The 12,280-nt window shown below is 46.7% G+C and carries 10 protein-coding genes; 5 read left to right on the forward strand and 5 right to left on the reverse strand.

Going from position 1 to position 12,280, the window contains the following annotated elements:
* Nucleotides 1-3 precede the first annotated feature (3 nt).
* Nucleotides 4-1,020: a Gfo/Idh/MocA family protein gene (locus tag AS030_RS16820; RefSeq protein ID WP_061973737.1), complete on the forward strand. Its 1,017-nt coding sequence runs from the start codon at nucleotides 4-6 to the stop codon at nucleotides 1,018-1,020.
* 5 nt (nucleotides 1,021-1,025) lie between these two features.
* Nucleotides 1,026-1,916: an SMP-30/gluconolactonase/LRE family protein gene (locus AS030_RS16825; protein ID WP_240482378.1), complete on the forward strand. Its 891-nt coding sequence runs from the start codon at nucleotides 1,026-1,028 to the stop codon at nucleotides 1,914-1,916.
* A gap of 204 nt (nucleotides 1,917-2,120) precedes the next feature.
* Here the strand turns inward: AS030_RS16825 and AS030_RS16830 are convergent, their stop codons facing one another.
* From AS030_RS16830 to coxB, 4 genes are all read right to left on the reverse strand, one after another.
* Nucleotides 2,121-3,062, reverse strand: a complete 942-nt coding sequence (locus tag AS030_RS16830; RefSeq protein ID WP_061973739.1) for an LCP family protein — start codon at nucleotides 3,060-3,062, stop codon at nucleotides 2,121-2,123.
* A gap of 176 nt (nucleotides 3,063-3,238) precedes the next feature.
* The gene (locus AS030_RS16835; protein WP_061973741.1) at nucleotides 3,239-3,844 is read right to left on the reverse strand and encodes a cytochrome c oxidase subunit 3; all 606 of its coding nucleotides are present in this window, start codon (nucleotides 3,842-3,844) and stop codon (nucleotides 3,239-3,241) included.
* Nucleotides 3,845-5,791: a cytochrome c oxidase subunit I gene (locus AS030_RS16840; protein WP_061973743.1), complete on the reverse strand. Its 1,947-nt coding sequence runs from the start codon at nucleotides 5,789-5,791 to the stop codon at nucleotides 3,845-3,847.
* A gap of 32 nt (nucleotides 5,792-5,823) precedes the next feature.
* Entirely contained in the window at nucleotides 5,824-6,828 is a 1,005-nt protein-coding gene (gene coxB, locus AS030_RS16845; RefSeq protein WP_061974186.1) for a cytochrome c oxidase subunit II, read from the reverse strand.
* Nucleotides 6,829-7,326: 498 nt separating this feature from the next.
* Here coxB and fdhF point away from each other — a divergent pair, with 498 nt between their 5' ends.
* From fdhF to AS030_RS16860, 3 genes are all read left to right on the forward strand, one after another.
* Entirely contained in the window at nucleotides 7,327-10,272 is a 2,946-nt protein-coding gene (gene fdhF, locus AS030_RS16850) for a formate dehydrogenase subunit alpha (RefSeq protein WP_061973745.1), read from the forward strand.
* Nucleotides 10,265-10,753, forward strand: a complete 489-nt coding sequence (locus AS030_RS16855; protein ID WP_061973748.1) for a helical membrane plugin domain-containing protein — start codon at nucleotides 10,265-10,267, stop codon at nucleotides 10,751-10,753. Before fdhF ends, AS030_RS16855 begins: the two co-directional genes overlap by 8 nt.
* A 68-nt stretch (nucleotides 10,754-10,821) precedes the next feature.
* The gene (locus tag AS030_RS16860) at nucleotides 10,822-11,514 is read left to right on the forward strand and encodes a DUF4396 domain-containing protein (protein WP_061973751.1); all 693 of its coding nucleotides are present in this window, start codon (nucleotides 10,822-10,824) and stop codon (nucleotides 11,512-11,514) included.
* Nucleotides 11,515-11,525: 11 nt separating this feature from the next.
* On the opposite strand, the gene AS030_RS16865 is transcribed toward AS030_RS16860, so the two are convergent.
* Nucleotides 11,526-12,197 carry a YetF domain-containing protein gene (locus tag AS030_RS16865; protein WP_061973752.1) on the reverse strand — a complete coding sequence of 224 codons (672 nt, stop codon included), beginning with the start codon at nucleotides 12,195-12,197 and terminating at the stop codon, nucleotides 11,526-11,528.
* Between the last annotated feature and the right edge of the window lie 83 nt (nucleotides 12,198-12,280).

A 12,280-nucleotide genomic window follows, 5' to 3' on the forward strand; every position in this document is an offset into this window, starting at 1 on the left:
TCTATGTTGAATGTTGCACTGCTGAGTAAATGGCATGTCCACGCAAAGGATTATGCAAAGGAAGCCAGCGAAAATAAACAAATCAACATTATGAAAGTCTGGGATGAAGATCAGGAGCGTGGGAAGCAATGGGCAAAGGAGTTGAACGTGCCGTTTGAGGCAGATCTTGAAAACGTTCTATCCGATGAGGAAATCCATGGGGTGATTGTTACCACTCCTACCTCCATACATAAGGAAGTGATTGTTACTTGTGCCCGGCACAAGAAACATGTGTTTACAGAAAAAGTGCTGGCGACTACTCTGAAGGAATGCGACGAAATCCTGGCAGTTGCAGAGGAAGAAGGTGTGCAGCTGATGGTTTCACTGCCCCGGCTGACAGAACGGTTCTACCTGTATGCCCAAAAGATACTGGATGAGGGCCTGTTGGGTGAGTTGACTTCCCTCCGTTGCCGAGTCGCCCATAATGGTGCCGTTCCGACGGAAGACAGCGAGCATGGCTGGCTGCCTTCCCAATTTTTTAAAAGGGAAGAAACGGGAGGCGGTGCCCTGATCGATCTTGGCGCCCATCCGATCTACTTGTCCAACCGGTTGGGAGGGAAAGTAAAGGCGGTCACCGCACGGCTTCAACAGACAAAAGGCCACGAGGTCGATGACAATGCGGCGGTAATTGTGGAATTTGAATCAGGAGCCCTCGGGATGATTGAGGCCGGCTTTTTATCATACGGCTGTCCCGATCAGCTTGAACTTTACGGCACAGAAGGCACCCTTCTTTTTGAAAGCCGCCAGCCAAAAGAGCTGATTTCAATCCACGTGGAAGACGACGGGCTTATCATGTCCGACCAGATTCCTAAAGCGCTGCCGTCTGCCATGGAACAGTGGGTGGATACCATTTTGAATCAGAGCACACCTTCTATTCATAAAGAGGATATTCGCAACCTGACACTGGTTAACGAAGCGGCAGCGCTCTCTCATCGCGAAGGACGGCGGGTCGAGCTTTCTGAAATACAAAGAGGACGGTGAAGGAAGTGACAGATAAATTGGAGTTGGTTCATGATGCAAAAGCGATACTCGGAGAAGGCCCGATCTGGGACGAGCGGAGCGGCAAGCTTTATTGGGTGAATATCCTTGGGAAAAGTATTCAGTCGTTTGACCCGCGTTCAGGAAACACAAAGGTCTATGAGCTTGACCAGTATCCGGGAACATTGGCACTGAAGGAAGATGGTGGGTTTGTTTTAGCCGCCCAGAACGGGTTTTACCGCCTGGAGTTAAATGAGGATGGAACCAGTGATCTTGAGAAAATTGCGGATCCTGAGGAGCACCTCCCGGGAAATCGTTTTAATGACGGCAAATGCGATCCGCGGGGACGCTTTTTGGCAGGGACGCTTTCCTTAAAAGAGGATAAAGGTGCAGGATCACTGTACCGGCTGAATGTGGATGGCACAGTGGATGTACTGATGAACGATTTGACCATCTCTAACGGTATGGCGTGGAGTGACGATGGCACGGTTTTTTATTTTATTGATACGCCAACCATGCAGGTAAAGGCGTACTCCTACAACCTTGATATTGGAGAAGTGGGCGAGGGCAGAGTTGTAAAAGACTTTACCGATGAACTCGGAGCACCCGATGGCATGACGATTGATGATGAAGGAATGCTTTGGGTGGCACTCTACGGCGGCTGGGGTGTTGTGCAAATCGACCCGGCGGACGGAAAAGTGCTGCAAAAAATCGACGTGCCTGCTTCCAATGTGACGTGCTGTGCCTTTGGAGGAGAGAATCTTGATGAGCTGTACATCACAACCGCAAGGCAGCAGCTGAGCGACAACGATTTGAAGGAACAGCCCCATGCCGGCGGCCTTTTCCGCTATCGTCCGGGTGTGAAGGGACGGCCATCGTTCCGGTTTGCGGGGGAGTAGGACGAGTACGCACGAATAAAGCATTGCTGATTGAGCGAGCAGTGCTTTATTTTTTTGTCAAAAAATGAAAATGATGTGATATGCAAGTATTTCTTGTCGAACTGGCAATTAACGCACAGGCCAGATGCACCTATCACCTCAAATCCACGAAAAAACAGGCCAGATCACATGGTTTTCTGTGATTTGGCCTGCTTTGGACCCCATTCAATCATTAGCGGATAAAAACTCCTGCAGTGCTTCCTTATTTTTTTCAAGATCAATGCTAAGGACATCCCCTACATTGTGGCGCTCGTTTTGGAAGGAATTGTCCAATGGAATGCGGAGCGTTTTGACGTTATGAGCCTGGCCGGTAATAAAATCTTTGCCTACAATCAGCTTGGATTTGGAATCGACATTGGTCTCGATGTAAGGATCCAGCAAGCCAACGATTTTCGGCAGTTTAAATACATTTTTGATACTGGTGGCTTCATTTTTTAATTTGGACAGCACTTCTTGCTGCCGGGCGACACGGCCAAAGTCACTTTGGGCATCATGGCGAAAACGGACATAGCTGAGCAGCTCTTTTCCGTGAAGAGTCTGGTATCCGGGCTTTAAGTCCAAGTTCATATCGTCGATCAGATTCTGTGGCACATTCACTTTAACCCCTTTGGGGGCAATTGTATCAGCAATTTTGGAAAAGCCCTGAAAGTCAACAACCGCGTAGTAGTTAATATCTACCCCGAAATTTTGTTTAATGGTTTGGCGCAGCAGCTCGGGACCGCCAAAGGCATAGGCAGCATTAATCTTTTGCATGCCATGGCCCGGAATATTAACATAAGTATCCCGCATGATAGAGACAATTTTCGGCTGATTGCCCTTCTGGTCATACTGTCCAATTAAAATGGAGTCTGTCCGGGAATGGGCTTCTCCACGGGAATCGCTCCCCAGCATCAGAACATTAATCTTCCCATTCTCCGGGAGATCCCCTTTAAACTGTTCTTCGTTTTTCTTATCGTCTTCAAATTTCCCATCCCTTGCCTGGGACAATCCTTGTTTATATTGAGCATAGCTGTACACTCCCCCTGCAACGATCAGGAGAATAAGGAGCAGCAATATGAATCGTCCCCAGCGGAACTTTCGCTTTTTGCGTCTTTGAACTCGAGCCAATTTCTACCCCCGCTTCTTTTATTATCCCAGTCACATAGTTACTGACCACATTGTATCAAGAAAGGAATCATATTCCCAGCAATTCTACTATTGTAATATAGGTTGATAGTAAAATAAGCCCTCTCAACTTTTCATAGAAGGAGGGCTTTAGATTTAAATTCTATTAAAGTGACAGTCTACAAAAACTGGCCTAAAGCATAGAGCAGTAAAAAGATGAAGACCCAGACGGAATCGACAAAGTGCCAGTAGATGCCAAAGGAAACAAACCGGCCATGGTTAGCGACTGTAGAGCCTTTGGTTTTCACATGGATAAGCAGAAGGGCCATCCACAGGATGCCGAACAGCACATGACATCCGTGCAGTCCGACAAGCAAGTAGTAGGAGGAGATAAAAGGGCTTCTGCTCAGTGTATACCCTTCTCCTATATTCTTTAGAAACTCTATCATTTCCAGGGAAAGAAAGCCAAGGGCCAGGAGGGCGGTCAATCCGATGAAAAACAAGGTTTTTCCCTTTTCACGTAGATGCAGGGTTTTTTCTGCCAGATACCAGGTCAGGCTGCTGGAAAGAAGCAAAATGGTCGGAAGAATAATTTCTTTAAATTTAAAGAATTCCTTTGGTCCGGGACCGTCTCCCAAATGGTGGAGCATCACAAAATAGGTAGCAAACAAGGATCCGAAAATGACAGCCTCCGCACAGATAAACAAGAACATGGATGTCTTCCTTGGCGAAGAATATTCGAGAAGGGTTTCGGTTGAATTTTCTACGTTGCTTTCCACGCCCATTTACGCTTCCTCCCTTCGAATGGCTTCTTCAAGCTGTTCACTCGTATAAAGATCGATGCTCCGCTCATACGTAATCGAGCGCCAGGCCATCAGGAGCAATGTCCCTGCAAACCCGGTAATCGTGATGAGCGGCACCGCGAAGATCAGTCCAAAGGAAATGGTAAAAAATCCGCCGCTGAGCAACAGAGGAATGATGGTAGGCTTCTCGACCACGATCCGCTTTTCTTCTTTTTTGGAAAACGGCAGGGTGCCATTTCCATGTTCCTTTGCATACCAAAGGTTTTCCAAATCCCTGACGACCGGCAAATACGGCCAGCGCATATGAGAGGAAGGGGAAGAAACCGCCCATTCCATGGTGCGTCCATCCCACGGATCGGCCACACCCCGCCGTGATTTTTTCTGGTAGCTGTAAAACACATTCCAGATGAAAAGAAGGACACTGATGGCCATTAGATAGGCGCCCATTGTACTGATAAAGTTAAATTCGAACAGTCCGTCCTCCGGCAGGTAGGTAAAGGTTCTACGAGGCATCCCCTGCAGACCGGAAAGGTGCATCGGCAAAAACGTCATATGAAATCCGATAATAAACGTCCAGGCCTGCCATTTACCAATCTTGTCATTGAGAATATATCCGAACATTTTGGGCCACCAGTAATAAAAACCGGAAAAGGCGCCAAACACCGTACCGCCTACCATGACGTAATGCAGATGGGCTACGACAAAGTAAGAGTCATGGTATTGGTAATCGGCCGGCACGACGGCCTGCATGACTCCGGTTACTCCCCCGATAACAAATGAGGGAATAAAGGCAAGTGAATAGAGCATCGCCGTGGTAAAACGGACAGAGCCTCCCCGGATCGTAAACAGCCAGTTAAAGATCTTTATCCCGGTCGGAACGGCAATCAGCATGGAGGTAATGGCAAATACCACATTGGCAAATGCACCAAGACCTACGGTAAACATATGGTGAATCCAAACCATGAAGCTTAAAAAACCGATGACGAGCATCGAAAGAACCATAGATGAATAGCCAAAGATCCGTTTGGAAGCGAATGTAGAGATGACCTGGGAAAACACCCCGAAAGCCGGAAGAATCACAATATAAACCTCCGGATGGCCAAAGGCCCAAAACAAGTGCTGCCAAAGTACAGGGTTACCGTGTTCGCCACTGAAAATCTGGGTGCCGAACTGATTATCAAACAGCAGGATCAGTAAAGCTGCACTCAGTACCGGGAAGGCAAAAAGAATAAGGATCGAGGTGATCAAGGCCGACCAGGTGAACAGTGGAATCTTCATGAATCCCATGCCGGGTGCGCGGTGCTTTAAGATGGTGGTGATCATGTTAATCGAGGTCATGATGGTACCGATCCCGGAAACCTGGACACCCATGTCATAAAAGGCTGTCCCATTCCCCACAATATCCTTGTCCACAGCCAGCGGAACATAAGAAGTCCACCCTGTAGATGGTGCGCCGCCCATCACAAAGCTCATGTTGATCAACAAGCCGCCGATCACAAAGAGCCACATGCTCAATGAGTTGAAAAAGGGGAAGGCAATCTCCCTTGCCCCGATTTGAAGAGGTACGGCGATGTTCATCAAACCGATCAAAAAGGGCATCGCCACAAAAAAGATCATGAGAGTCCCATGTGTCGTCATGACCTGATCATATTTATCCCCTTGAAAAACCCAGAAGTGGAAATTCGGAAAGGCTAACTGTGTCCTCATCAGCATGGCGTCGAGACCGGCGCGAAGGAAAAAAATGAATCCCCAGGCAATGTAAAGGATGCCGATTTTGCGGTGATCCATCGTACGAATCAGCGACCACGTCATCTTCCACTTTTTAGCCAAAGAGATATATATAACAGCAGCAATCAAAATGACAAGAATGGAAATATTGGCGGCAACGATGTCAGAAGCGAATTTGATTTGTGTATTGAAAAACGGCATATCTATCCCCCCAGCCTTTTGTTATAGCTTCTTCATTTTTTCAGCGTCTTCAAGTAAGCGGAAAGAGCAGCGTAATCATTATCACTGAGTCCCTTGGCTTTGGGCATATCCGTGCCCGGCTTTACTTTTTTGGGATCCTTCAGCCACTTCAACACATTTTTTTCTGTGTTGGGCATGAAGCCGGCTACACGTTCCCGGTCCCCGAAATCAGCCAGGTTGGGTCCTTCTTTTCCTTGATTGGCGCTTGCAGTACTGCTTGTCGCGTGACAGCTTAAACAGTTACTTTTAAAAACTCTTTGCCCTTCGGATTCCTGGGCGCTGAGTTTTGTTGAACCGTTCTCTTTTTTCATTTGGTTTACCCATTGCTGATAATCCTTTTGACTGTCTACCTTCACGAGAAATCGCATAAAGGAATGGCCCGCTCCGCAAAATTCGCCGCATTTCCCCTGATAGGTGCCGACTTTCTCGGGAGTAAGGGCCATTTTGTTCGTTCTTCCGGGAATTAAATCCTGTTTTCCCCCTAATTGAGGTACCCAGAACGAATGAATCACATCCTTGGAGTGAAGTTCAATCACCACTCGCTTTCCTTTGGGCAGATGAAGTTCCTGGGAGGTGACAATGTCCTTTTCCGGGTATTCGAATTTCCACCAGTATTTACTTGCGGTTACTTTCACTTTCATTGCTCCCGTGTTGTCCTGTTTTTCTTCTCCAAATACGCTTTTTACCATCGGGACGGCCAGGATCAGCAGAAGGACAAAGGGGAGGATAGTCCAGGTGAGCTCCAGTTTTTTATTACGGTTTTCCTGATGCTTTTCGGGCGTAAAGCCGGGCCGTGCTCTGTATTTGTAAACAAACCGGATAAAAAGAACAACCACTGTAACCATGACGATTAACATAATATAAATGCTTAGCTTAATTAATGAATATTGTTCTTCTGCCTGGCTGCCGGCAGGATTCAGGACGTCCATATTTTGGATGGCTGAACAACCGGACAATAAAAGAAGGCAGCTGCCCCAGATTCCTGCAATTTTTTTCATAGTCTCTCCTTTCAGCTGGTTTTTTTGAGAATCCAAAAAAATTTGTTTGACATGGAACGGCAAATGGCAGCAGAACATCCATTCAGCTGCAGGTATGTAAACGTTCTTTTAGATGTAATCCCCTTTTTTTTTAGATTAAAACGTAGTCATCTTCTCTTTCGCATGGAAATATTTAGAAAATTGTTGTCATGATGTTTATGTTTACGGTAGATCAGGGAAGAAAATAAAAGATACGTATAAGCAACCAAAGAGGGAAGAGTGAGGTGAATCCATGATTGAAAAACCAGGAGTAATGCTGTTGCTGCGGCTTCCGTTACCATACAGGACGGCGTGCAAGCCCTGCTTTTTGTTCGTGGCCAGTTTGCCTGCCACTCTTCTTTTTTCTGACTAAAACTTTACAATGTAAGGAATTAACTTCGTGTACGGTGCTCCTGTTCTTTTAAAAAATGGATATTAAAACTTTTTATTTCGCATTAAACCACGTTGAGGAGGAGACAGATGGAAAACAAACTTTCAGTTGTCATAAACGGGGATCAATTCGAGGCTGAACAAGGGCAAAGTGTTCTGCAGGTTCTACTGGACAAAAATATTTACCTTCCGCACGTTTGCTACCAAGAGAGTCTTGGCCCGATCGAAACGTGTGATACGTGTGCGGTCCTTGTGAATGGCCAGGTCGTCAGAGGGTGCGGCACGTTTATCAAGGAAGGAATGGAAATCCAGACGGATACGCCCCAAGTGAAGGATGCCCAGTTTAAGGCGATGGACAATATACTTGAAAATCATGAATTGTATTGCACGGTATGTGACAACAACAATGGTGACTGCACCATTCACAATACCGTGAAGGACATGGGGCTGGAACATCAAATCAAAAATTTTAAAGTCAAAGGATACGACCTCGATAAAGGGCAATTTTACAGATATGACCCTGATCAGTGTATTCTGTGCGGACAATGTGTGGAAGTATGCCAGACGGTTGAAGTCAATGAAACACTTTCCATTGATTGGGACCTGCAGCAGCCACGGGTGATCTGGGATGACAATGTTCCGATCGAAGAATCTTCCTGCGTAAGCTGCGGACAATGTGTAACTGTATGCCCGTGCAACGCACTGATGGAAAACAGCATGCAGGGCCAGGCCGGTTATTTGACTGATATCCGCCCCGATTTTTTGCGTTCCATGATTGATGTGACGAAGGAAGCCGAAACAGGCTATGGACCGCTTTTTGCCATTTCGGATTCGGAAGCGAAGATGAGAGAAGACCAGATCAAGAAAACAAAAACGGTTTGTACGTATTGCGGAGTCGGCTGCAGCTTTGAAGCCTGGACCAAAGGCCGTGAAATCCTCAAGATGGAACCGGTTCCGGAAGGTCCTGCCAACGGCATCATGTCCTGCATCAAGGGGAAATTCGCCTGGGGCCATATCAACAGCGAAGCCCGTCTGACCCGTCCGCTGATCCGTGAAGGAGAATATTTTAAAGAAGTGGAATGGGACGAAGCCCTTGACTACATTACGGATAAGTTCAAGGAAATAAAGGAAAAGCACGGCCCTGATGCTCTAGGCTTTATCGCTTCGTCCAAAGCGACCAATGAAGAGTCCTATCTAATTCAGAAAATCGCCCGCCAGGTCATCGGAACGAACAATATTGATAATTGCTCCCGTTACTGCCAGTCCCCGGCCACAGAAGGCCTTACCCGGACAGTGGGATACGGGGGAGATGCCGGGTCCATGCATGATCTTGAAGCAGCAGAGCTCGTGATCATTGTAGGCTCCAATACGGCCGAGGCTCATCCAGTGCTTGCCTCCAAAATCAAGCGCTCCCACAAGATGTTTGGACAAAAGTTGATCGTTGCCGATCTCCGGAAGCATGAAATGGCAGAACGAGCGGATCTTTACATCCATCCTGAGCCTGGAACAGACCTCGTGTGGATTTCAGCCATTGCTAAATACATCATTGACATGGGATGGCATGATGAAGCATTTATAGCAGAAAAAGTGAATGATTTTGAAGAGTATGTTGAAAGCCTTAAGCCTTTTACATTAGGAACAGCCGAAGAGATTACGGGAATTTCAAAGGAAACACTGATTCAAGTGGCAGAAGCTATTCGTGATTCAGACAAAACGTGTATTTGCTGGGCGATGGGAATCACGCAGCATCAGATCGGCGCGGACACGTCCACTGCCATCTCCAATCTGTTGCTTGTTACCGGCAATTATGGCCGTACCGGAACCGGTGCATACCCGCTGCGCGGCCACAATAACGTGCAGGGGGCCAGTGACTTCGGAAGCATGCCGAACACATTGCCAGGGTATCAAAAAATCAGTGATGCGGATGCGGTGGCGAAGTTCGAACAGGCTTGGCAAGTCAAGCTGTCCACGAATGAAGGAATGGATAACCATGAGATGGTACAGGGAATCTATGACGGCAAGCTGAAATCTCTCTATGTTACCGGGGAAGACATGGGTGTGGTCGACTCCAATATTAATTATGTGACCCAAGCGTTTGAAAAACTGGATTTCTTTGTGGTGCAGGATCTCTTTTTAACCAACACGGCGGAGTATGCCGATGTTGTGCTGCCCGCTTCACCAAGTCTTGAAAAAGAAGGAACCTTCACAAATACAGAGCGGAGAATCCAGCGTTTGTATCCGGCCATGGATCCGCTTGGCGAATCCAAGCCGGACTGGAAGATTTATTGCGAGATTGCCAAACGGCTTGGGTTTGACTGGAACTATTCTTCTCCTGCCGATATTATGGCCGAGGCGGCAGGTCTGGTACCGATCTTTGCCGGTGTCAGCTATGAGCGGCTCGAGGACTTTGAGAGCCTGCAGTGGCCGGTAAATGAAGAGGGAAAAGATACACCTCTTTTATTCACGGACGGTTTCCCGTTCCCGGATGGTAAAGCAAAGCTGCATCCGGTTAATTTTGCCCGCCACTATCATATCGATGAGGAGCACCACCTCCATATTAACAATGGCCGTATTCTGGAGCATTTCCATGAAGGCAATATGACGTACCATACAAAAGGAATCCGTACAAAAGTGCCCAATTCATGGATTGCAGTGTCAGAGGAGGCGGCAGAAAAGTATGGAATGGAAGAAGGCTCGAAGATAAAAATTTCCAATGAAAATGGAGAAGCGGTCACCCAAGTGCATATTTCAAAGGAAGTGTTCGGACAGGAGGCCTACCTTCCGCTCAATGACAACGGTAAAAGCGCCATCAACTATTTAACGAGCAACGTTACGGACAAAGATACCAATACCCCTGCTTACAAAGAAGTGCCAGCCAAAATCGAAGTGCTGGAGAAAAAAGGAGATTCACCGCTGCCGCTGTACAACTACAGAAGAGGAAAACGCAATCCGCAGTATGGCGTGGATGTTCAGAAGAAGTGGGATCGGGAGGATTATATTTTTCCTGGAAATGAGGAGGTAAAACAAGATGGCTGAGCGGATCACAGACATAAAGCGAATGGAGATTCCCAAGGAAAAGATAAAGGAAGACAATCTGACTGAATTGCTTGATGTGTTGTCAGATAATAAAGAGGCTATGCTTGAGACTGTACGGTTTTTCAGTCTTTTGCATGAGAGCGGCAACCTTGCCATGATGAATGCAATGGTCGCCAAACAGGAGCATATTATGGGGAATCTCGCCTTTGAAGCCAACAATAAGCCGAATTCAACCATTCTTCATAACTTTACCCGGTTAATCGAATTTTTGGGTATGCTGAACCTTGAAGGCATTGACGAACTGACCACCCGGTACACGCGTAAGCAAAAGGAAGAGGGAACAGAGGTGCCGAGTGTAGAGGATGTTGGATTCATTAAACTGATCAAAACGCTGAAGGATCCGGAAGTCAGCCGCGGAGTGTACATCTTGCTCCAGCTTCTCCGTGGGATTGGGCATGGCCCTTCTGATGAAAGGAAATAAACAAAAGCGGCTCATTTATGGAGCCGCTTTTCTAATCACTCATTTTGTAAAAAGAGGTGCAGTCAAACATGCAGTGGCTTGAAACCCTGTCATATATTGGAATTGGAATTGGTGTTTTGCAATTCCTCATTATTTTGGTCCATGTCATAAGCCACCCGCAAACGATGAAAGTAATGAAAGTGGTTTGGCCCATTACCGGGCTCTACTTCCCATTGATTGGCTTATGGATGTATTACAAGCTGGGTGTTCCAGATGCGAAACAGAAAATGGATCACCAGATGAACCATTCGGATCATAAAGAAATGCATCACAGTGATAAACCGTTCTGGCAGAGTGTGGTCGTATCCACGACACATTGCAGCAGCGGCTGCTCGCTTGGCGATCTTCTCGGCGCTCCGATTGTCTTTTTAACCGGGCTGACAATTGCGGGCAGCACACTTTTTGCCGATTATGTGGTCGAATTTGTCTTGGCTTACATTCTCGGTATTGCTTTTCAGTATTACGGCATGGGAATGGGCCCAAAACCGGCAGAAGAAAAGGTCAAAAATGCGATCAAAGCCGACACCTGGTCCTTGATTGCTTTTGAAATCGGAATGTTTGCCTGGATGGCCCTGTCCCATTACGTGTTCTTCTCAGAACCTCCAAAGCCAAACGGTCCGGTGTTCTGGTTTATGATGCAAATTGCCATGATGATCGGCTTTGGCACAAGCTATCCGGCGAATTGGTATTTGGTGAAAAAAGGCGTCAAGCATGCGATGTAACGGGATAAAACTTATCGGTCATCGCGTTTGTCGATATACAGCGTTCCGTCCTTTTGAACTTGTGCAAAAAATACGTCGCTGATCGATGTAATGCTTTGTTGCTGCAATTGCTGGCGAAGCCATGCTTCATCAAGCTGAAGTTTATCTAAATTGGCCGTATTGATTTTACCGTCAGAAATCACCTCTGTCGGAAATGGAAAAATCGCCGGTTTGGGGGTAGGGGATTGTTGTCCGTTTCCTTTTTTCATAACAGAAAGCTTTCCATCCGTTTCAAAGATCGCGTAATCAACATCGGCTATAGAGAAAACTTCTTTATCCCGAAGCTTGGTCATAAGCGAGTTTATATCCAGCCGTACCCGTTTTAACGTTTCTTCCATTATTAATCCGTCCCGGACCAAAATGACGGGTTCTCCTGTCATCAGGTTTCGCGCCATTTTGGATTTGAGATTAAGATAGCCGGCAATAATGGTGATAGCTCCCCAACAGGCCACAACAATTAATCCGTTACGGATACTCATGTTGGGATCAGTAATCAGAGTACCGCCCAAAGTGCCGAAAACAATCGCGGAAATAAAGTTAAAAAACGTCATCTGCCTGATTTCTTTTCTTCCCATCAGCCTCGTCAGCAGCAACAAAAAAATATATGCAATCACCACACGGATAATTAATTCAAAAGCACTCATGCACATCTCTCCTTTTTATCATTTTTGACAAAAGGAAGAGAAATATAACATCTGGACGGCTCTCCGAGGAGGCCATTTTTGGC

The organism is Fictibacillus enclensis (genome assembly GCF_001457035.1).
Classification (GTDB): domain Bacteria; phylum Bacillota; class Bacilli; order Bacillales; family Fictibacillaceae; genus Fictibacillus_C; species Fictibacillus_C enclensis.

What these genes read in the sequence shown, in the direction of transcription:
- AS030_RS16865 (WP_061973752.1), bottom strand. Translation starts at nt 12,197, where the DNA reads ATGAGTGCTTTTGAATTAATTATCCGTGTGGTGATTGCATATATTTTT.
- coxB (WP_061974186.1), bottom strand. Translation starts at nt 6,828, where the DNA reads ATGAAAAAAATTGCAGGAATCTGGGGCAGCTGCCTTCTTTTATTGTCC.
- AS030_RS16860 (WP_061973751.1), top strand. Translation starts at nt 10,822, where the DNA reads ATGCAGTGGCTTGAAACCCTGTCATATATTGGAATTGGAATTGGTGTT.
- fdhF (WP_061973745.1), top strand. Translation starts at nt 7,327, where the DNA reads ATGGAAAACAAACTTTCAGTTGTCATAAACGGGGATCAATTCGAGGCT.
- AS030_RS16840 (WP_061973743.1), bottom strand. Translation starts at nt 5,791, where the DNA reads ATGCCGTTTTTCAATACACAAATCAAATTCGCTTCTGACATCGTTGCC.
- AS030_RS16820 (WP_061973737.1), top strand. Translation starts at nt 4, where the DNA reads ATGTTGAATGTTGCACTGCTGAGTAAATGGCATGTCCACGCAAAGGAT.
- AS030_RS16855 (WP_061973748.1), top strand. Translation starts at nt 10,265, where the DNA reads ATGGCTGAGCGGATCACAGACATAAAGCGAATGGAGATTCCCAAGGAA.
- AS030_RS16835 (WP_061973741.1), bottom strand. Translation starts at nt 3,844, where the DNA reads ATGGGCGTGGAAAGCAACGTAGAAAATTCAACCGAAACCCTTCTCGAA.